Origin of the sequence: Stenotrophomonas sp. 8(2023), from assembly GCF_030345295.1 — a bacterium.
GTDB classification, from domain to species: Bacteria; Pseudomonadota; Gammaproteobacteria; order Xanthomonadales; family Xanthomonadaceae; genus Stenotrophomonas; species Stenotrophomonas muris.
Genome location: NZ_CP128404.1, coordinates 3,994,499 through 4,013,980, shown reverse-complemented (window position 1 = coordinate 4,013,980; position 19,482 = coordinate 3,994,499). Strand labels below are relative to the sequence as shown.

The window sequence follows — 19,482 nt, the reverse complement described above, 5'->3', positions numbered from 1 at the left end:
ATGTTCCCTGTTGGATCGTCCTTGGAGGTGCTGCCGTGCGCGTGGCTCAGCCGCGGCACGACGGCGGCAGGTACTTGTCGTCGCTTTCACCGCTGCATTCCCAGCGGCCGCTGTCGCGATCATATTCCAGCCACAGCAGGTCGCCATCGAGGCTCTTGCCGGGCACGGCCAGCGTTGCTTCGATGCCGCAGTGGCCGTTGTTGAAGCGGCCGATGTTCACCGCCGACAGGCCGGCCTGGGTGAAATCACCCGGCGCCGGGAAACCGGCATCGTTGGCACCGGGGCAGCGGCCTTCGTCGTCGGCGAAGTGCTGCACCTGCTGTTTCAGCGGCTGCAGGGCATTGACCGCGGTGGCAACCTTGGCACGCACGGTGTAGTCGTTGTAGGCAGGCAGGGCGATCGCCGCGAGGATGGCCATGACCGGCACCAGCACCAGCAGCAGGCCGCCGCCGATGATCGCGGTCAGGGCGCAGCCGGAGAGCTTCTTTTTCGGCGGCGGCAGCACCCCGGCCGGGGTCTGCGTGGCATAGGGCGTGGACGGTGGCAGCACCGGTGGTTGCGGCGGCGGCGGCGCAACCGGTTCCGGTTCGGGCTCCGGCTCGGGTTCCACGGCCGGCGCGGCGACGTCCAGCGCCGGCACGATCAGGCCCAGCTCATCGACCACGCTGCGCAACGGCTGCCATTGCGGCAGGCCGTCGCGCCAGACCAGGGTGTCCAGGGAGATCTGGTTGTTGCGGAACAACTCGACCAACTGTTCCGCCGGCAGCGGGCCTTGCTGCCGGTTGCCTTCTGCGTGGAACCACTCGCTCACGGGGACGCTCCTGAATGCGCTATGCCCCCAAGTGTACGGTCAGTGCAGGGGTTCTGGCTCGTCCATGAACATCTGCGTCTCCATCCAGGCGTAGGCCGCTTCGGAGCCGGGCTGGTTGAACAGCACCATCAGCACGACCCACTTCAGGTCGTCCAGGTCCAGTTCGTCCTGGTCCAGGGCCATCGCCCGGTCCAGCACCAGCTCGCGCTGGTCGGCGTCGAGGATGCCGTGCTGTTCCAGGTACAGCAGGAAGCCGCGGCATTCCACGTCCAGCTTGTCCAGCTCGGGGCCGTGGTAGATGCGCACGGGGCCATCGACCCGCGCCTGGGCCACGCTCGGCCGCTGCGCGGCCAGGGCATCGAGCCAGTCGAACGCCTTGTTGATCTCGGTGGGGCTGAAACCGGCCTGGATCAGGCCGTTCTGGAGCGAATCGCGGTCACGGATCAGGTCCGCATCTTCGCTGAAATAGTGTTCAAACAGGTACAGCAGTACATCCAGGATGCTCTCTTTCATTGCCCCTCGGCCTGCGTCGCGCGACGCTGTGGAGGTGAAGAAACTAGGGAGTTCGACAGTAGCGGCCGTGTACGCACACCACGATTCCCGCCAGTTCCATGGCCAGCAGCATGGAGGACACCTGTGACGCCGTCAATCCACAACGCGTGATCAGTGAATCCATACCGCTTGGGTTGTGGTCCAGCGCCCGCCACAAGCACTGGTAGTCAGGGTCGTCGGCCCAGCGCGCCGGCAGGAGCGCCGGCGGTGCCTGTTCAGTGGGGGTGGCCAACCGCGATTGCAAGCCCGGCAGCTGCTGGCGAAGGGCGGGGGCGAGCAGTTCCAGGACCTCCTCGGGACGCTCGACCAGCGCCGCGCCCTCGCGGATCAGGCGATGGCAGCCGGCCGCGCGCGGGTTGAGCACCGACCCGGGCAGGGCACAGACCTCGCGGCCTGCCTCGGCGGCCAGGCGCGCGGTGATCAGCGCGCCCGAGCGCTGCGCGGCCTCGACCACCACGGTGGCCAGCGCCAGTCCGGCCACCAGCCGGTTGCGCGCAGGGAAGTGGCTGGGACGGGCAGCCGTGCCCGGCAGGTACTCGCTGAGCACCACGCCTTCGGCGGCGATCCGCGCCTGCAGCCGCGCGTGGCTGTCCGGATAGGCCCGGTCAGGGCCGGTGCCGATCACTGCCATGGTGCAGCCGCCGGCCTCCAGCGCAGCCTGGTGCGCGGCCGCATCGATGCCTGCGGCCAGGCCGCTGGTCACCGCCAGGCCGGCCTCGACGAAGCAGCCGGCAAAACGCGCGGCCAGTGCACGCCCGCCCGGGGTGGGCGAGCGGCTGCCGACCAGCGCCACCGAAGGGCGCCAGGCCAGGCAGGGATCACCGGCCACGAATAGCGCCAGCGGCGGGTTGGGTACCTCCAGCAGTGATGGCGGAAAGGCCGGATCGGTACACGGCAGCAGGTGATGGTTGTCCTGTTCCAGCCAGCGCCGGGCCGATGTCCAGGCCCGGGTATCGGGGCGTTCCAGGGCGGCGCACTGCTCCGGCGTGCAACCGTGCGCACGCCAGGTCGCAGTGCCTTGCGCGATGGCGGTTTCCGCATCGCCCGCGGCCTGCAGCAGGGCCCGTCGGGACGCCAGTGCGCCTCCCGCCATCAACAGGCGCAGCAGCGCCTCGTATGCATGTGTGGTCATCCCCCACTATCGGCCGCGCACAACAAAGGCGCCCTAGGGCGCCTTCGCATGTGGCTGTCAGGTTTTGCCGGAGGTGCCTGCCGGCCCGCGGCCGGCACTCCAGTGGTGGCCGGGGCAGTCCGGCAACCGTTACTTCGCATCCGGGTGCAGCGCGTTGTAACCCACCTGCACCGGCTTCACGCCCTGCATCACCAGCGCGTAGCTGACGTTGTCGAAGGTGCGGAACACCATCGCATGCGCGGCATATTCATCCGGCAGCGAGACCCGGCCTGCGCCGGTGCTGAGCGAGTCGTCCATGCGCGAGGAGGTCGGGTACTTCATGCGGTGCGCTACATGCCGGCCCGGGCGCCACAGCGAGAACACGGTGCCGTTGTCCACGCCCTGGGCACGGCCGGCCGAAATCGCGATCACGTCGCGTGGGCCACCGGCGGTGAACATGTCGGTGACCGCCAGCACGCGCACGTCCACGCCCTCGACACCCGCAGCGGGTACGTGGGGCACGAACTGCAGGTCGTACGGCCGGGCTTCGACCGGCACCAGGCGGTCGCCGGCGCGCACTTCGCGGCCGCCGACGTTCTTGTCCAGCACCAGCGTGGAGGCCTCGACCTTGCCGCCGGCGATCTGGGTGATGGTGCCGGTGGCGACCTGGGCCAGTTCGTAGCCGAGCACGCCACGACGTGCGTTGGGTGCGTTGTAGGCCTTCCACAGGTTGCCGCTGCCCGGGGTGACGTCGCCATTGGCGGTCAGGTCCTCGGTCGGCTTGGGCTGGGCGTAACGCACGGTCGGGCGTACCACGGCCCAGCGCTGGCCCACCTGGGCATCCGCCAGGCGCACGTAGACGGTGTCGCCACCGGACACGCGCAGGCGGCTGTCCTCCAGGCCGACGACGTAGGGCAGCTGCTTGACGCTGTCGACAACGCTCAGCTGCTTCAGGAACGGCTCGACCTGGGCCAGCGGAATGGCGTCGATCGGGGCCTCCTGGCGCGGACCGGCCTGGGACACGGTCACCCGGTCCAGGTAGGCCAGGCTCAGCACGTCACCTGGATAGATCAGGTGCGGGTTGGCGATCTGCGGATTGGCTTGCCAGATCTCCGGCCACAGCCAAGGCTTCTGCAGGAAACGTGCGGCGATATCCCACAACGTATCCCCTTTTCGGACCACATAGGTGTCCGGGTGCCCGCCATTCACTTCCACGGCGGTAGCATAGGCAGCCACGGTCAGCATCGCCGCGGCGACGACCGTACGAAAACGAAGCAACATAGGTGTGAAGCCCTGATTCCCCAACAGGTCCACGCACTATAGTCCAGAAACCGGGGCGCAAGGCAAGCGTTGGAGCTAGAATCTGCGACGTATGCCGGCGTGCCGGCCCCCTACCCGGAAACAGCCATGGCCCTTCTCCCCATTCTCGAGTTCCCCGATCCGCGCCTGCGTACCAAGGCTGCGTTGATCGACGCCGCCGAAGTCACCACGCCGGCCTTCCAGGAACTGATCGACAACATGTTCCTGACCATGTACGACGCCCCGGGCATCGGCCTGGCCGCCACCCAGGTGGACGTGCACAAGCGCTTCATGGTCATCGATGTCAGCGAAGAGAAGAATGAACCGCATGTGTTCATCAACCCGGAAATCGTCGCCAAGGACGGGGGCCGGGTGTACCAGGAGGGCTGCCTGTCGGTCCCGGGCATCTTCGCCGACGTGACCCGCGCTGACACGATCACCGTGAAGTACCTGGACCGCAACGGCCAGGAGCAGCAGCTGGAGGCCGGTGAAGTGCTGGCCACCTGCATCCAGCACGAGATGGACCACCTGGACGGCAAGCTGTTCATCGACTATCTGTCGCCGCTCAAGCGCGAGATGGTCCGCAAGAAGCTGGCCAAGCAGCGCAAGCACGTGGCGTGATCGCCAATCCGGGCCGCCCTCCGGGTGGCCCGTGCCTGCGCGACGCGCGCGGGCTGTACGGCGCCGGCCGACGGCGCCGTTTTCTTTCCTGCACGAATCCATCCTGCAAGTGGGGTAGCCATGAGGATTGTCTTTGCCGGTACGCCGGAATTCGCGGTGTCGTCGCTGCGCGCCGCGGCGCGCCACCACGAGGTCGTGGCCGTCTATACCCAGCCTGATCGCCCGGCCGGGCGCGGCCGTGGCCTGGCACCGTCGCCGGTCAAGCTCGAAGCCGTGGCCCGTGGCATTCCGGTCTACCAGCCCGAATCGCTGAAGGATGAAGCTGCCCAGCGGCAGCTGCGCGACCTGCAGCCGGACCTGATGGTGGTGGTCGCCTACGGCCTGATCCTGCCCAGGGCGGTACTGGCGATCCCGACCCACGGCTGCTGGAACGTGCATGCCTCGCTGCTGCCACGCTGGCGCGGTGCCGCGCCGATCCAGCGCGCGATCCAGGCCGGTGACGCAAAGACCGGCGTGTGCCTGATGCAGATGGAAGCCGGCCTGGATACCGGCCCGGTGCTGCTGCACCAGGAGCTGCCGATCGCGGCCACCGATACCGGCGGCCAGCTGCATGACAAGCTGGCCGAACTGGGCGCACAGGTGCTGTCCGACGGCCTGGGCCTGCTGCGTGCCGGCATCAAGCCGATCGCGCGGCCGCAGCCCGAGCAGGGCGTGACCTACGCGCACAAGCTGGACAAGGCCGAAGCCCGCCTGGACTGGGCGCAGGACGCCGATGCACTGGCCCGCACCGTGCGCGCCTTCAATCCGTGGCCGATCGCCGAGGCCACGCTGGCCGGCGAGCGCGTGCGCATCCACGGCGCGATCGCTCTTGACCTGGCCCACGGCCAGGCGCCGGGGGCGGTGCTGGCGGCCGGCCGCGATGGTATCGACATCGCCTGCGGCCAGGGCGCGCTGCGGCTGCGCACGCTGCAGCGCGAAGGCGGCAAGGCGATCACCGCCGCCGACTACCTCAATGCCCGCCGCGACCTGCACGTGGGGGCATAAGCGGTGTCGAAGCAGAATGATTTCTCCGTCGCCAAGGCGGCGCCGGGCGCGGCCACCCGCATGCTGGCCGCACGCGTACTGGCGCAGGTGTTCACCCGTGGCCGCTCGCTGAAGGCGGAACTGGCCTGGGCACTGCCCAAGCTGGCCGACAGTCGTGATCGGGCCTTGCTGGAAGCGCTGTGCTTTGCAGTCCTGCGCCGCCGCAGTACCTACGACGCTGCCTTGCAGTCGTGGATGCAGAAGCCGCTGTCGGCGCGTGATGCCGACCTGCGCACGTTGCTGATGGTGGGCTTCGCGCAGCTGGACGTGCTGGAACTGCCGGCGCATGCGGCCCTGTCGGCCACGGTCGACGCCGCCCGCGCGCTGGGCCGTGAGCGCCAGGCCGGGCTGGTCAACGCGATCCTGCGCCGCGCGCAGCGCGAGGGGTTCCCGGAGCAGCCTGCGCGTGACGCCTTTCCGGCGTGGCTGGCCGATGCCGTCGAGCGCGACTGGCCGTCCCAGGCCCAGGCGATCTTTGCTGCCAGCCTGCAGCCGGCGCCGCTGTGGCTGCGTGCCAACCGCCAGCAGGGGGGGCGTGACAAGGCGCTGGCCACGCTGGCCGAGGCCGGCATTGCTGCCGAAGCCAGCCCGCTCAGCGCCGACGCGCTGCGCCTGGTGGCGCCCATCGCGGTGAACCAGTTGCCGGGGTTCGCCGACGGTGCGCTGTCGGTGCAGGACCTGTCGGCGCAATGTGCGGCGGACGCGCTGGCACCGGCGTCCGGCGCCCGCGTTCTGGACGCCTGCGCGGCACCGGGTGGCAAGTCGGCGCACCTGCTGGAGCGTGACCCGAGCCTGCGCCTGCTGGCGCTGGATATCGATGCGCGTCGCCTGGCGCGTGCCCGCGATACCTACACCCGCACCGGTGTAGGTGAGGGCGCGCAGACCCGGGTGGCCGATGCCAGCGACCCCGGTGCGTGGTGGGATGGCACCCCGTTCGACGCCATCCTGCTGGATGCGCCGTGTTCGGCCACCGGCGTGATCCGCCGCCAGCCGGACGTGATGTTCCACCGCCGCGCCGAGGATATCGATGCGCTGGTCGGCGTGCAGGCCCGCCTGCTGGAGGCCTGCTGGTCGATGCTGCGCCCGGGCGGCGTGCTGCTGTACGCCACCTGTTCGATCCTGCGCGCCGAGAACATCGATCAGGTGCGGGCCTTCCTGAAGTGGCATCCGGACGCGGTGGCACAGCCGCTGGATGACAGATTCGGCCTGGACTGCGAGGGGATCGCGCGCCAGCGACTGCCGGGTGACAGCGATGCTGACGGTTTCTTTTACGCGCGTCTGCTAAAAACGGCCTGACCCCCCGCTGACGTTGCGAGTCCCATGCTGAAATCCCGCGCGTCGCGCGAGACGTGGTTGTTCGTGGTGATGGCCCTGCTGGTGCTGGGGGCCGGGCTGGGCCTTCGTGATCCGTGGCCGTCGGACGAACCGCGCTTCGCGCTGGTGGCCAAGCAGATGTTCGACAGCGGCCACTGGCTGTTCCCGCACCGCGGGACCGAGCTGTACTCGGACAAGCCGCCGATGCTGATGTGGTGGCAGGCCACGCTGTACAGCCTGGTCGGGCAGTGGCGCGTGGCCTTCCTGCTGCCGTCGCTGCTGGCGGCACTGGGCACGCTGTGGTGCGTGGTCGACCTGGGCCGGCGGCTGTGGACGCGGCGGGTGGGGCTGTATGCCGGCTGGGCGCTGCTGTTCGCGCTGCAGTTCACCTTCCAGGCGAAGAAGGCGCAGATCGATCCCCTGCTGCTGCTGTTCATCACCCTGGCCAACTACGGCCTGCTGCGCCACCTGCTGCTGGGGCCGGCCTGGCGCTGGTGGTGGCTGGGCTGGTTCTTCGCCGGCATCGGCGTGATCACCAAGGGCGTGGGCATGCTGGCGCTGCTGATGATCGTGCCCGCGGCAATCGCCACGGCGCTGCGGTGGCCACGGGTGGGCCTGCACGCGCGCGAGGCGCGCTTCTGGCTGGCGCCGCTGGCCTTCCTGCTGGCGGTGTCGTTGTGGCTGGCGCCGATGCTGCTGGCCGGCTTTGCCACCGGCTCGGACGAATATCGCGCCTACATGGACGATATCCTGTTCCAGCAGACGGCGCGGCGCTACACCCATTCCTGGGATCACCACCAGCCCGCCTGGTACTTCCTGGCGACGATGCCGCTGATGTGGATCCCGGCATTCCTGGCCCTGCCCTGGGCGATTCCGGCCTGGCGCCGCCGACTGCAACGCCGCGACGCGCGCTATCTGCTGCCGCTGGCCTGGTGGCTGATGGTGGTGCTGTTCTTCTCGATTCCCGCCGGCAAGCGCGACGTCTACATCCTGCCGGCGCTGCCGATGTTCTGCCTGGTGCTGGCACCGCTGTTGCCGGGGTTGCTGAAGCGACGCGATGTGCAGGCCGTGGTGGGGCTGTTCACCGGCCTGCTGTCATTGGGCCTGGCCGTGGCTGGCGCGATGGCGGTGCTGGGTGACCCGGCCTTCGAGCTGCGCCTGACCCATAGCCGCGGGCTCGCCCCCGGGGCCGTCGACGCGCTGGCGTGGACGATCCTGGCGATGGGCCTGTGGGGCGGATTGAGCCTGCTGGCCTGTGGCCGTCGCCGGCAGCTTGCGCTGGTGTCGACCCTGGCGGTGGTCTGGGTGCTGTACAGCCTGGTCGGCTACCCGCTGCTGAACGATTCCAGTTCGGCCCGTGGCCTGATGCGCGCGGTCGGTACCCGCCTGGGCCCCGATGCCGAGCTGGGGCTGGTGGCCTGGAAGGAACAGCACCTGCTGCTGGCCGACCGTCCCGCAGCGACCTTCGGTTTCGAGACTGACTGGGACGAGCAGCTGGTGGCGGCCACGCGCTGGCAGCGGCTGGCGCCCGGACGCCGTTGGCTGCTGGTCCACGAGTACGCGATGCTGTCGTGCGTCGACCGCAACCGCTCCGAACTGGCCGGCGTGGCCAACCGGCGGCGCTGGTGGCTGGTGCCGGCGGCGGCGGTGACGGTGCCGTGCGTGGTCACTGCCGAGGAGCGGGAACGTGAACGGCGTTTGCAGGAACATGACTAGCCAGCACGATTTCCGCTTGTCCAGTCTGCCCAAGCGGGTCCAAAGGCAGTAAAACAGCAGGCTGGGACGGGCCGCGTTGGCCCGTCCCATTCTTCCAGCAGATTGCAGCGATACTTCCCGACGTGCCAGCTTCACCGGACAACCTGAACCTCATGGCCGGCGACCCGCTGGGCGTTCCCGTCGGTGGGCGTCACGGGGTTGCACACGGGCTGGCCCAGCTGGGGCTGTTCTGCCTGCCGGCACTGGTGCTGACCGTGCCGATCAACCTGTTGCCGTATGGTCTTCTGCTGCTGCTCAGCACCCTGCTGGCGCCGGAGCTGCTGTGGCGCGCGCGGGGCATGGCCGGCCAGCCGGTGAAAGTGCTGGTCTGGCTGATGCTGGCGGTGCTGGCGCTCGGCGTACTGTCGGTGGTGCTGTTCGAACAGGGCCTGCGTGACGTCGACAACCGTTCGCGGTTCGTGGTGATCCCATGGATCGCGCTGTGGATCTGCGCGCTGCGTCCCAGCCTGCGGTGGCTCTGGTACGGCTCGTTGACCGGCCTGCTCGCCACCTTCGTGATGTCGCTGTGGCAGGTGCTGGGCGGCGCCCCGCGCGCGGAGCTGTTCACCAACGCCATCGTGCTGGCCGACATCGTGATGGTGTTGATGGTGCTGCTGGTGTTCTGCCGCCCGTCGCGGCGCTGGTCGCTGGTGATCCTCGGCATGGCCGCCGGCTGCGGCACCATCGTGCTGACCGGCAGCCGCGGTGTGTTCGCCGCCTTGCTGGCGCTGCTGGTGGTGCTGGCGCTGAGCCTGCGCTGGCGTACCGGTGCGGCGCGCCTGTCGGTGCTGGCCGGGATGCTGGCGATCGGTGCGACGCTGCTGCTGTCGGTACCGGAGCTGCGCCACCAGGTCCGCCTGAGCGAGCTGCACAGCGACGTGCAGCGGATGGAGCTGGGCGACAGTGATTCTTCCGCCGGTGCCCGCGTCGAGCGCCTGCAGGTAGCCTGGCAGACCTTCCTCGATCATCCGCTGGTGGGTGTTGGCATCGGTCATTTCGACAGCGCGATGCAGCGCGTGCCGGTCTGCCGGGAGAACCCGGAAGAGTTGCGCTGCCACCTGGGGCATGCCCACAACGACGTGGCCGAATGGGCGGCGACCCAGGGTGTACCGGGCCTGCTGCTGTTGCTGGCGGTGTATGGCATCCCGCTGTGGTTGTTCGTGCGCCTGCACCGCCGCAGCGGACGGGCGACCTTCCGCGGGCCGGCCGCTGCCGGCGTCATGCTGGTGATCACCTACGCGTTGTGCGGGCTGACCCAGTCGATGTTCGCGCACCAGATGACGGCCAGTTTCTACGTGACCCTGGTCGGGCTGCTGACCGGCCTGTCGATCGTCGAAGGCGCGCGCCACCGGGCGATCACCGGCGGCTCGTGATGCGTCGGCGCGCCGGGCGGGCCCCGGCGATCAGGGGTTCGGCGGGTCGGCCACGGGCTGGCCGTTGCCCAGCATCCACAGCATGATGGTCTTCTGCCGCACGTAGTTGGCGCGCACGTAGGCGTAGACCAGGCCGTGCCAGCCGTCGCGGAAGCCGCCACGGAACACGAAGCCGCGCCAGAACCGCCAGGCCGGCGCCAGTACCAGCTTGCCCAGCGTGGCCCGCTTGCCGCGTGCGAACTCGTGCTCGGCCATCATCCGCGCGTACTTCTCGGTCTTGGCCAGCTGCTGCTGCAGGGAGCGGTACGGGTAATGGACCAGGTCGCCGCGCAAGGTGCCGACGCTGCCGTCGACGCTGGCCGCCTCGTGGATCTCGCGCTTGCCGCGCCAGCCGCCGCGGCGGCGGTCGAACAGGCGCATCACCCGGTCCGGGTAGGCGTTGCCATGGCGCAGGAACCTGCCGAAGTACTCCGACAGGCGCGCGAAGCGATAGCCGGCATGGCCGGCGAAGCCACCGTCGCGGGCCCGTTCGATGGCTGCGCGCAGTTCCGGGCTGATCCGCTCATCGGCGTCCAGGCACAGCACCCAGTCGTGGCTTGCCTGCTCGACGCAGTAGGCCTTCTGGCTACGGAAGCCATCGAACGCGCGCTGCAGCACGCGGGCGCCTGCGGCCTCGGCGATGGCCAGGGTGGCATCGGTGGAGTACGAGTCCACGACGATGATTTCGTCGCAGAAGGCCAGCGAGGCCAGGCAGTCGCCGATGCGGCCGGCCTCGTTGAACGCGATAATGCAGGCCGAGATGCGAGGCCGTTCGATGGGAGCGGTCGTGGAGGACATGATGGCCGGGTACCTGTTGTTTGCGACGGAGCGCTATGCGCTGCCTATTCTCGCCCCGTTGGCGCAGGCCTTGCACGCCTCCGGGCAGGAGGTGGCGGCCTGGTTCGAGGACGGCGCGGCCGCCAGCAGCCTGCCGGGCGTGCCCAACATCGGACTGAAACAGGCCCTGGCGATGCGGCCGCGTGCCGTGTTCAGCGCCGCCAACTGGGTGCCGACCTTCCTGTCCGGCGCCAAGGTACAGCTGTTCCATGGCTTCAACGTGGAGAAGCGCGACAGTGCGCGCGGCCACTTCCGGGTGCGCGGCATGTTCGACCTGTACTGCACGCAGGGGCCGGCCACCACCGCGCCGTTCCGTGAGATCGCCGCCCTGCAGGGCCACTTCGCCGTAGCCGAGACCGGCTGGCCGAAGCTCGACCCGCTGTTCCGCGACGACGGTGGCGAGAGCGCCGCGCTGCGCGCAGCGGCGGGCGGGCGCCCGGTGATCCTGTTCGGTTCGACCTTCACCGAGCGCCTGAGCGCAGCGCCCCACCTGCATGCGCAGATCGCCGCCGATATCGCTGGCGGTGAGCGCTACTGGCTGCTGACCCTGCACCCGAAGTGCCCACCGGAACTGTTCGAGCGCTACCGCGCGCTGGCCGGTGCCCATGCCCGCTTCATCGAGCCGGAGCAGGTGATGGCTGCGCAGCGCGCCGCCGATGTGCTGGTGTCGGACACCTCGTCGATCGTTTCGGAGTTCATCGTCCAGCACAAGCCGGTGGTGACCTTCCGCAACCGCGTGCCCAAGCCGCACATGATCGACTTCGACGACCCGGCGCAGCTGCCGGCGATGCTGCAGCGCGCGCTGCATCCCGACGCCGCGCTGCAGGCGGAGATCGTGCGCTACGCCGACGCCATCCATCCGTACCGCGATGGCCTGTCCAGCGAGCGGGTGATCGCCGCCACCGAGGATTTCCTGTCCGGTGAAATGGGCGTGCTGCGGCGCAAGCCCTTCGGCAGCTGGGTGCGCGACCTGCAGATCCGCAAGGACCTGGGATATTGGGGGCCGTCGCAGCGCTGATGCCTCGCCGACCCCGCTCGCGGTAGTGCCGGCCGCTGGCCGGCAACCTCGGGAATGTCTGCGGTTGCCGGCCAGCGGCCGGCACTACCGGTGTTGCTTACCAGCGCAACTTGCGCCGCGCCAGCGCCGCGGCCAGCTGCTCCATCACGTGTTGCGCCTGTGCCTGCGGCAGGTAGCGCAGGGTCAACGCCACATCACCGTGCGCACCGGCCGTATCCAGCTGCAGGCTGCTGGTGCCGAGCAGCTTGTCCAGCGGTGAACGCTGCAGGCGCAGGCCCTGCACCTTGTCCAGCTCGGCCCAGCGCCACCAGCGTTTCCACCAGCCGCCGCGCACGGCCACGTAATGGGCATCCAGATACCAGCCCATGCGCGCCATCTGCCGATGTGCCACCAGCAGCGCCACCGGCAGCCAGGCCAGCACGATCAGGCCCCATGATCCCCAGCGCCAGTACGCGGCCGCTGCCAGCGCCGGCACCAGCAGCAGCGCGCCCAGGCACAGCCGCCACCAGCCACGCTGCGGAATGGACTGCCATTGCGCTGGCGGCCACCGCAGTTGAGGCAACAGGTGCTGCACCAGCTGCTCGCAGCGCATTGCCGGTGCCAGCGGTGCCAGCTCGCGCAGGGCGCGGTCCTCGTCGCGCGAGGGCCCGCCGGCAGCGCTGTCGATGCGCAGCTGGCGCAGGCCGAACCAGCGATGCAGGGTGGTTTCGCGCAGCGTCCAGGCCTGGATGCGGCGACGCGCGACACTGCTGCGGGTGCGGCTGAGCAGGCCGGCCGAGACGGTCAGGCGGCGGTCCTGCTCGCTGAGGGTGAAGCCGTGATAGCGCAGCAGGGTCAGCACCACCGACAGCGCACGCAGCGCCAGCCAGCCCAGCAGCAAGGCTGCGGCCAGCAGCAGGAAGGCGCCGGCCACGCCGGGATGCAGGTGGCTTGCGTAGCCGAAGGCTTCCCGGCCGCCACGCTGGATGGCCGCGTCCATCACCGGCCGCGGCACGGTCTGGAACAGCACGCCGAAGGCGGCGATCGCCAATGCCCAGCCGCGGTTGGACAGCAGGCCCATGCGCACCACGTCCCAGCTCGACAGGCGCAGCAGCACCTGTTCGGTGTCGGCGTCGGTGATCGAGGGGGCGGCCACGACGTCGGCGGCCTGCGGTGCCTGCCCACGCTGGCGCACCAGTCGTTCCAGCGCCAGCGCCTGGTCCAGCTTCAGCACGCGCATTTCGGCTTCCGGACGCACGCCGCCGGCCGATTCAAGGCGCAGCTCGGCCACGCCGAACAGGCGGTGCAGCGGGTTCTGCCGCACTTCCACGTTGTGGATGCGGGCGAACGGGATCTCGCGGCGGTTGCGCGCCAGCAGTCCGCTGCGCACGGTGATCGCGTCGCTGCCGATGCGGTAGCGGTAGCTGAGGTACTGCAGCACCGAGACCAGCACCAGCGCGGCAATCGCCGACAGCGGAATCAGCTGCGCCCACATCGGGTCGCGGTCACCGCGCTGGCCGAACACCAGCAGCGCCACCAGCGGCAGGAAGTAGTGGCGCAGCTGCATCAGCAGCACGAACAGCCACGACCACGGGTGCAGGCGATGGTCCTCGCCACCGGCAGGCAGCGATGCGGGCAGGGGCGGCGGCAGGCTCACAGGGCGTCGGCGTCCTGGTCGAGCTGATGGGACAGGGTGTCACGCAGGCGCTCGGCGTCGGCCTCGTCCAGGCCGCTCACGGTCACTGCGCTCATGCGGGTCCCGGCGGTGTGCACGATCAGCGTGGCCAGGCCGGCACGGCGTTCCAGCGGGCCGCGGCGCAGGTCCAGGTGCTGCACGCGCGAAATGGGGATGCGCGTTTCCAGCTGCCACATCAGGTCGCGGCGCAGGCCCAGCCCTTGGGTATCCAGCCGCCAGCGGGTGCGGGTCAAGCGCCGGTGGCCAAGCCACGCGCCGAAGACGATGCCGATCAGCAGCCCAAGGGCGGCCGTCCACAGGCCGCCGGGCAGCTCGAAGAACCACGCGGCCGCGGCCAGCGGCAGGCCCGGCACGAACAGTCCGCCGAAGGCGCCTTCCAGTGCGGCCAGGCGGGCGGCGCGCTGCGGCAGCGACTGCCAGGCATCGGCAGGCGGGGAGGTCAGGGGAACGTCGATCACGCAGGCTCCGTCAGGTGGCAGGGCGGGCGGTGGCGGCAGGGCCGCACCGCGCAGACGGTAGCAGGTCGACCGCGCTACTGGGCAGCCTGGATCAGCGCGTCCACATCCAGCATGTGGCCGGCACGATCGGCCTTGGTGCGCAGGTAGTGTTCGTTCTCGGCAGTGATCTCGCCGGTGACCGGAATGCAGTCCAGCACCTCGATGCCGGCGTTGCGCAGACGCTGTGCCTTGGTCGGGTTGTTGCTGAGCAGGGCCACGCGCGAAATGCCCAGGCCATGCAGCATCGCCACCGCACTGCCGTAGCGGCGCTCGTCGGCACCGAAGCCCAGCTGTGCATCGGCATCGATGGTGTCCAGGCCGTCGTGCTGGTAGCCGTAGGCGCGCATCTTGGCGGCGATGCCGGTGCCGCGGCCTTCCTGGTCCAGGTAAAGCAGCACGCCGCCGCCCAGTTCCTTCAGCTTGCGCAGGCCGCGCCGCAGCTGGTCGCCGCAGTCGCACTTGAGTGAGCCGAACAGGTCACCGGTCAGGCACGAGGAGTGCACGCGTACCGGCACCACCGCCGACAGGTCCGGTTCGCCGACGATGATCGCGACCTGGTCGCGCTGGGCCACGCCGCCGCGGAACACCGCGAAGGTGGTCATGCCGACGTCGCGCAGCGGTACCGGCGAACGGGCGACCAGTTCGTAATCGTGGGCGGCGTGGGCCGCGCCTTCGGCCAGATCGCAAAGCGCCACTTCAGCAGCACCCTCGAAGGTGCGGTCAGCTGCGTCCAGGCGCACGGCCACCATGGCCGGCAGCAGCAGGCCCAGGCGGGCCAGCTCCACCGCGCCGGCATCGAAGGCGTCGCCGGCCGTCCAGTCGTCCGGCATCGGGCCGGGCTCGCGCAGGTAGCCCAGCGAGGGCAGGGCATCGAAGGCAACCCCTGCCAGCGGCAGGCGCGCGCCTGCCGGTGCCTCCACGCCGAGCACGCGGGCGCGGGTGGCGGTCAGGAACAGGTAATGGCGCTCGCGTGCGGCAGCGGCGAAGGCAGCGAAGCTGCTGGCAGTGGCGCTGTCCAGTGCAATCACCGCCAGGCGCTGGCCCTGCCCATCGTGGAGCAGTACCGGGCGACCGGCACGCAGTTCGGCCACCGCGCGTTCGCAGCGGATCGCGGCGGGGTCGCCGAACAGGGAAGAGGCAGCAGGCATGGCGGGACCGGGGGAGGCGGACATCGCAGTCTCTATGGGGGCGCCGGCGTCGTATTCAACGTGGTGCGGCCGCCGGTCGCAGGGGCCGGATGGGCCTGGGCGTGGGGGCCGTCAGTGCGGATGCTCTTCGGTCGCATACGGATCTTCCTCGCCGCTGCCCGGTGGCCGCAGCGTATAGCGCTTGTAGGTCCACTGGTACTGCGACGGGTCGCGGCGGGCGATGCGCTCGATGCCGGCATTGAGCGCGGTGGCGGCCACCTGCGGGTCCGGATCGGCCACGGCCGGGTCGGTCGGCTCGATGTGCAGGGCGAATTCCATGTCCGGCCCGATGCGCTCGCACCAGCCATACAGCACGGTGGCGCCGGTGCGCTCGGCCAGCCGGTTGACCAGGGTCATGGTCAGCGCCTGCACGCCGAAGAACGGCACGAACACGCCATCGCCGGCCTTGGGCTGCTGGTCGGGCAGGATGCCGGTGGCGCCGCCGTCCTTGAGCACCTTGAACAGCTGGCGCACGGCCGGGCCCTCGGCGCGTACCTGCTGCACGTTCTGGCCGCCGCGCACCAGCTGCAGGAAGGCGTCGCTGGCCTCGTCTTCCGGCGGCTTGTAGACGATGGCGATCTGCCCGCGCGAGGCCAGCCACTGGTTCAGCAGCTCCCAGTTGCCGAAGTGCGGTGCGGCCACGATCACGCCCTTGCCGCTGGCCAGGGCCGCGTCGTACAGGGCTTCGCCGTGGCGCTGCTTCAGGTGCAGCCGCAGGTTGTCGGCCGGCTGCCGGCTCCACAAACGCAGGGTCTCGATGGCCTGCAGCGCAGTGGAGCGCAGCAGTTCGCGGTGCAGGCGGTCGCGTGCAGGACCGTCCAGCTCCGGGTAGGCCAGTTCGAGGTTGCGCCGGGTAACGCGGCTCTCACGGGCATTGACACGAACCCACGTCCACGCCAGGGCGTGTGCGAACCCCCGCAGCAGCGGCCAGGGCAGGCGGGCGAACAGGGTGGTGGCGCGGTAGACCAGCCGGGCTTTGCGTTGCGGATTCATCGGCGCCAGTTTAGCCAAGGGCGCTGCTATCGTGGCCGGCCCCGTTCATTGGAAGCCCACGATGCTCGTCCTGATCCAGCGTGTCAGCCAGGCCGCCGTCCATGTCGACGAGGAGGTGGTGGGGCAGATCGGCCCCGGCTTGCTGGCCCTGGTCGGCATGGAACCGGGGGATAGCGAGGCCCAGCTGCGGCGGATGGCCGAACGCCTGCTGGGTTACCGGGTGTTCGCCGACGAGGCCGGGAAGATGAACCGGTCGCTGCGCGACACCGGTGGCGACCTGCTGCTGGTCAGCCAGTTCACCCTGGCGGCCGATACCCGTTCGGGCATGCGGCCGAGTTTCACCAGCGCCGCACCGCCGGACGAGGCTGAACGCGGGTTCAATCGATTTGTCGACATCTGCCGTGAAAATCATGCGCCAGGGGTGGAAACGGGCCGGTTTGGTGCCCATATGGTCGTCAGCCTGGTCAACGACGGTCCCGTGACCTTCCTTCTCAGGCCCTAGGCCGCCGGGACCACCGCCCGGCAGGCAGGGCCCCGGGCTGGTATAATGCTACGTTCCCTATTTCTCCCTAGCCGGTGGCGCGAGCACTACATGGCCAACGAACGTCCTGCCCAATCCGAAATCAAGCAACTGATCAGCAAGGGCCTGGAACAGGGCTACCTGACCTACGCCGAAGTCAATGACCATCTGCCGGACGACATGGTCGACCCGGAACAGATCGAAGACATCATCGGCATGATCAACGGCATGGGCATCGATGTCCATGAAGTTGCGCCGGATGTGGAAACCCTGCTTCTCAACGACGGCAACACCGGTAACCGCGAAGTCGATGACACCGCGGCCGAAGAAGCTGCCGCCGCGCTGAGCGCGCTCGACACCGAAGGTGGCCGTACCACCGACCCGGTGCGCATGTACATGCGCGAAATGGGCACGGTCGAGCTGCTGACCCGCGAAGGCGAAATCGCCATCGCCAAGCGCATCGAGGAAGGCCTTTCGCAGGTCCAGGCCGCCCTGGGCCAGTTCCCGGTTTCGGTCGAATCGCTGCTGACCGACTACGAGGCCCACAAGGAAGGCAAGAAGCGCCTGGCCGAAGTGATCGTCGGCTTCAACGACCTGGCCGACGAAGAGCCGGCGCCGCCGGCGGTCGCTGCCGATGACAGCAGCGATGCCGACGCAGAAGGCGACGAGGACGAGGACGATGACGTCGAGGGTGGCGAGGAAGAAGCCGCACCGACCGGTCCGGATCCGGAGGAAGTCGCTGCGCGCATGCAGGCGCTGAGCGATGCTTTCAATGCCTTCAAGAAGGCGGCGACCAAGGGCGACAAGAAGAACCTGCCGCGCCTGCGCGAAGAGATGTCGGCGGTGTTCGTCACCCTGAAGCTGCCGCTGCCGCTGACCGACGTGCTGACCAAGCAGCTGCGCGACACCATGGCGTCGATCAAGGCCCATGAGCGACGCGTGCTGAACCTGGCCACCGTCACCGCGCGCATGCCGCGCAAGGACTTCATCCGCTCCTGGGAAGGCAACCAGACCAACCTGGAGTGGGTGGAAGACGCACTGAAGCGCAAGCAGAAGTGGTCGTCGGCCCTGCGCGAAGTGAAGGACCAGATCATCGCCGAACAGCAGGCGACGATCGACATCGAGAAGCTGACCCAGCTGGACCTGGAAGAGCTGAAGGAAATCAGCCGTGCCATGGCCTACGGTGAAGCCAAGGCGCGCAAGGCCAAGAAGGAAATGGTCGAGGCCAACCTGCGCCTGGTGATCTCGATCGCCAAGAAGTACACCAACCGTGGCCTGCAGTTCCTCGACCTGATCCAGGAAGGCAACATCGGCCTGATGAAGGCCGTGGACAAGTTCGAGTACCGCCGCGGTTACAAGTTCTCGACCTACGCCACCTGGTGGATCCGCCAGGCGATCACCCGCTCGATTGCCGACCAGGCGCGCACCATCCGTATTCCGGTGCACATGATCGAGACGATCAACAAGTTGAACCGCATTTCCCGCCAGATGCTCCAGCAGTACGGCCGCGAGGCTACGCCGGAGGAGCTGGCCAAGGAAATGGACATGCCGGAAGACAAGATCCGCAAGGTGATGAAGATCGCCAAGGAGCCGATCTCGATGGAAACCCCGATCGGCGACGACGAGGATTCCCATCTGGGCGACTTCATCGAGGACACCAACGTGGAGTCCCCGATCGAGAACACCACCAACATCAACCTGTCTGAAACCGTGCGCGACGTGCTGGCCGGCCTCACCCCGAGGGAAGCCAAGGTGCTGCGCATGCGCTTCGGCATCGACATGAACACCGACCACACGCTGGAAGAAGTCGGCAAGCAGTTCGACGTGACCCGCGAGCGCATCCGCCAGATCGAAGCGAAGGCGCTGCGCAAGCTGCGTCACCCGAGCCGCTCGGAGCAGCTGCGCAGCTTCCTGGATATCGATTGATTTCCAGCGGCTGGTGAAGCGTTGAGAGAAACCCCGCCTGGTGCGGGGTTTTTCTTTTTGGGGCGTGCTTTCTGTAGAGCCGAGCCATGCTCGGCTGCTGTTCGCGATGACGTATTCGACGGGTCTTCTCAACGGGTGTCGGTTGCTTGCCGCACCTTGTGACGTAACTGGCCTGAGGATTCTTGAGGACTTCGCTGCGATTCGCTGCCGGGGGAAGTGGTCATTCAGCCGAAACCCCAAGTGCCTCAATGAAATGAGTAGCCGCATGTGAGTGATAAGCGCACGCAATGTCGCATTCACCAATTGAAGCCTCTAGCCTTCCTTCCACACAGTCCTCCTCAGGTGCTCAACACACCGTCGTAGGCGGACTGTCTGCCGCAACAGCAGGCAATCCAAGGTCAAACCGCAACTCTCGCCATTCCGGTGAGCCCAAGGGTTTCTGGCCGGGTGGCGCGCAGCCATACAAGACCCTGCAAGGGGAAAGCTGCGGGCGGCCCTACGACCGTGTTGAAGCACCCGGTCGCCTCTCTCAACAGGAGGCGGAAGAGGTTCGACGAATCGTAGGAGAGTGAGTATGGGGCTGACGGAGATTGACGGTGGGTGTGGCTGGGGTGGCTCGGGTACGCGTGGTTGCGACTTCCCCCCGTTGTTGGACTGGGACGATGTGCTGCGTGATGAACGCGAGGATCCACTGGGGTTCGCCCGACGAGCGACATTGGCATTGCTGACACAGTCGGGTGCCGGACTGCTTGCTGGCTTCGGCGGCGGCAACCAGATTGGGCTGGAAGAGGCCAGGAGGACGGTGGCGCTGTTCCACGCCCACTTGCGGCGACTGGAGTGGTTCGCGGAAGTGGCGGAGAAGCGATTGGGG

The 19,482-nt window shown here is 68.7% G+C and carries 17 protein-coding genes; 8 read left to right on the top strand and 9 right to left on the bottom strand.

The annotated features are described in order from the left end of the window. Positions 1-46: 46 nt before the first annotated feature. The 4 genes from QP609_RS18530 to QP609_RS18515 all read right to left on the bottom strand — a co-directional run bounded on the left by QP609_RS18530 (position 47) and on the right by QP609_RS18515 (position 3,755). Positions 47-811, bottom strand: a complete 765-nt coding sequence (locus QP609_RS18530) for a pilin (protein ID WP_014648567.1) — start codon at positions 809-811, stop codon at positions 47-49. A gap of 39 nt (positions 812-850) precedes the next feature. Further along, a complete protein-coding gene (locus tag QP609_RS18525; protein ID WP_005419622.1) occupies positions 851-1,324 on the bottom strand; it encodes a DUF494 family protein in 474 nt (157 codons plus the stop codon). A 43-nt stretch (positions 1,325-1,367) separates the two neighbouring features. Continuing rightward, positions 1,368-2,495 (bottom strand): DNA-processing protein DprA, encoded by a 1,128-nt coding sequence (gene dprA / locus QP609_RS18520; protein ID WP_111206760.1) that lies wholly within the window; start codon positions 2,493-2,495, stop codon positions 1,368-1,370. Between the two features lie 129 nt (positions 2,496-2,624). After that, positions 2,625-3,755, bottom strand: coding sequence for a LysM peptidoglycan-binding domain-containing protein (locus QP609_RS18515; RefSeq protein WP_032958270.1), 1,131 nt, complete (start codon positions 3,753-3,755; stop codon positions 2,625-2,627). 126 nt (positions 3,756-3,881) lie between these two features. Between QP609_RS18515 and def the strand changes: the two genes are divergently transcribed. From def to QP609_RS18490, 5 genes are all read left to right on the top strand, one after another. Beyond that, positions 3,882-4,394 (top strand): peptide deformylase, encoded by a 513-nt coding sequence (gene def / locus QP609_RS18510; protein WP_014648564.1) that lies wholly within the window; start codon positions 3,882-3,884, stop codon positions 4,392-4,394. A gap of 120 nt (positions 4,395-4,514) precedes the next feature. Beyond that, a complete protein-coding gene (fmt, locus tag QP609_RS18505) occupies positions 4,515-5,438 on the top strand; it encodes a methionyl-tRNA formyltransferase (RefSeq protein ID WP_053494589.1) in 924 nt (307 codons plus the stop codon). 3 nt (positions 5,439-5,441) lie between these two features. Further along, a complete protein-coding gene (gene rsmB / locus QP609_RS18500; RefSeq protein ID WP_046432737.1) occupies positions 5,442-6,773 on the top strand; it encodes a 16S rRNA (cytosine(967)-C(5))-methyltransferase RsmB in 1,332 nt (443 codons plus the stop codon). Positions 6,774-6,797: 24 nt separating this feature from the next. Continuing rightward, positions 6,798-8,507, top strand: a complete 1,710-nt coding sequence (locus tag QP609_RS18495; protein WP_197621293.1) for a glycosyltransferase family 39 protein — start codon at positions 6,798-6,800, stop codon at positions 8,505-8,507. 152 nt (positions 8,508-8,659) lie between these two features. After that, complete coding sequence (locus QP609_RS18490) at positions 8,660-9,919, top strand: O-antigen ligase (protein ID WP_046432731.1); 1,260 nt, start codon at positions 8,660-8,662, stop codon at positions 9,917-9,919. Between the two features lie 30 nt (positions 9,920-9,949). Here QP609_RS18490 and QP609_RS18485 read toward each other — a convergent pair whose 3' ends face one another. Next, on the bottom strand, positions 9,950-10,756 hold the full coding sequence (locus QP609_RS18485) for a glycosyltransferase family 2 protein (RefSeq protein WP_014648559.1): 807 nt from the start codon (positions 10,754-10,756) through the stop codon (positions 9,950-9,952). Between QP609_RS18485 and QP609_RS18480 the strand changes: the two genes are divergently transcribed. Continuing rightward, the gene (locus QP609_RS18480; RefSeq protein WP_032958279.1) at positions 10,755-11,813 is read left to right on the top strand and encodes a CDP-glycerol glycerophosphotransferase family protein; all 1,059 of its coding nucleotides are present in this window, start codon (positions 10,755-10,757) and stop codon (positions 11,811-11,813) included. The two genes, QP609_RS18485 and QP609_RS18480, sit on opposite strands and share 2 nt — an antisense overlap. A 97-nt stretch (positions 11,814-11,910) precedes the next feature. On the opposite strand, the gene QP609_RS18475 is transcribed toward QP609_RS18480, so the two are convergent. From QP609_RS18475 to QP609_RS18460, 4 genes are all read right to left on the bottom strand, one after another. Next, positions 11,911-13,449 carry a PH domain-containing protein gene (locus QP609_RS18475; protein ID WP_197621141.1) on the bottom strand — a complete coding sequence of 513 codons (1,539 nt, stop codon included), beginning with the start codon at positions 13,447-13,449 and terminating at the stop codon, positions 11,911-11,913. Continuing rightward, complete coding sequence (locus tag QP609_RS18470) at positions 13,446-13,946, bottom strand: PH domain-containing protein (protein ID WP_014648556.1); 501 nt, start codon at positions 13,944-13,946, stop codon at positions 13,446-13,448. Before QP609_RS18470 ends, QP609_RS18475 begins: the two co-directional genes overlap by 4 nt. Positions 13,947-14,020: 74 nt before the next feature. Beyond that, a complete protein-coding gene (gene ribA / locus QP609_RS18465) occupies positions 14,021-15,157 on the bottom strand; it encodes a GTP cyclohydrolase II RibA (protein WP_041863895.1) in 1,137 nt (378 codons plus the stop codon). A gap of 87 nt (positions 15,158-15,244) precedes the next feature. Continuing rightward, positions 15,245-16,165, bottom strand: coding sequence for a lauroyl acyltransferase (locus QP609_RS18460; RefSeq protein ID WP_014648554.1), 921 nt, complete (start codon positions 16,163-16,165; stop codon positions 15,245-15,247). Between the two features lie 61 nt (positions 16,166-16,226). Between QP609_RS18460 and dtd the strand changes: the two genes are divergently transcribed. Both dtd and rpoD read left to right on the top strand, forming a co-directional pair. Continuing rightward, the gene (gene dtd / locus QP609_RS18455) at positions 16,227-16,667 is read left to right on the top strand and encodes a D-aminoacyl-tRNA deacylase (RefSeq protein WP_197621142.1); all 441 of its coding nucleotides are present in this window, start codon (positions 16,227-16,229) and stop codon (positions 16,665-16,667) included. Between the two features lie 90 nt (positions 16,668-16,757). Further along, on the top strand, positions 16,758-18,611 hold the full coding sequence (rpoD, locus tag QP609_RS18450) for an RNA polymerase sigma factor RpoD (protein WP_014648552.1): 1,854 nt from the start codon (positions 16,758-16,760) through the stop codon (positions 18,609-18,611). Positions 18,612-19,482 lie beyond the last annotated feature (871 nt).

What these genes read in the sequence shown, in the direction of transcription:
- QP609_RS18525 (WP_005419622.1), bottom strand. Translation starts at nt 1,324, where the DNA reads ATGAAAGAGAGCATCCTGGATGTACTGCTGTACCTGTTTGAACACTAT.
- dtd (WP_197621142.1), top strand. Translation starts at nt 16,227, where the DNA reads ATGCTCGTCCTGATCCAGCGTGTCAGCCAGGCCGCCGTCCATGTCGAC.
- rpoD (WP_014648552.1), top strand. Translation starts at nt 16,758, where the DNA reads ATGGCCAACGAACGTCCTGCCCAATCCGAAATCAAGCAACTGATCAGC.
- QP609_RS18490 (WP_046432731.1), top strand. Translation starts at nt 8,660, where the DNA reads ATGGCCGGCGACCCGCTGGGCGTTCCCGTCGGTGGGCGTCACGGGGTT.
- dprA (WP_111206760.1), bottom strand. Translation starts at nt 2,495, where the DNA reads ATGACCACACATGCATACGAGGCGCTGCTGCGCCTGTTGATGGCGGGA.
- ribA (WP_041863895.1), bottom strand. Translation starts at nt 15,157, where the DNA reads ATGTCCGCCTCCCCCGGTCCCGCCATGCCTGCTGCCTCTTCCCTGTTC.
- QP609_RS18460 (WP_014648554.1), bottom strand. Translation starts at nt 16,165, where the DNA reads ATGAATCCGCAACGCAAAGCCCGGCTGGTCTACCGCGCCACCACCCTG.
- QP609_RS18515 (WP_032958270.1), bottom strand. Translation starts at nt 3,755, where the DNA reads ATGTTGCTTCGTTTTCGTACGGTCGTCGCCGCGGCGATGCTGACCGTG.
- QP609_RS18485 (WP_014648559.1), bottom strand. Translation starts at nt 10,756, where the DNA reads ATGTCCTCCACGACCGCTCCCATCGAACGGCCTCGCATCTCGGCCTGC.
- fmt (WP_053494589.1), top strand. Translation starts at nt 4,515, where the DNA reads ATGAGGATTGTCTTTGCCGGTACGCCGGAATTCGCGGTGTCGTCGCTG.
- QP609_RS18495 (WP_197621293.1), top strand. Translation starts at nt 6,798, where the DNA reads ATGCTGAAATCCCGCGCGTCGCGCGAGACGTGGTTGTTCGTGGTGATG.
- QP609_RS18480 (WP_032958279.1), top strand. Translation starts at nt 10,755, where the DNA reads ATGATGGCCGGGTACCTGTTGTTTGCGACGGAGCGCTATGCGCTGCCT.
- def (WP_014648564.1), top strand. Translation starts at nt 3,882, where the DNA reads ATGGCCCTTCTCCCCATTCTCGAGTTCCCCGATCCGCGCCTGCGTACC.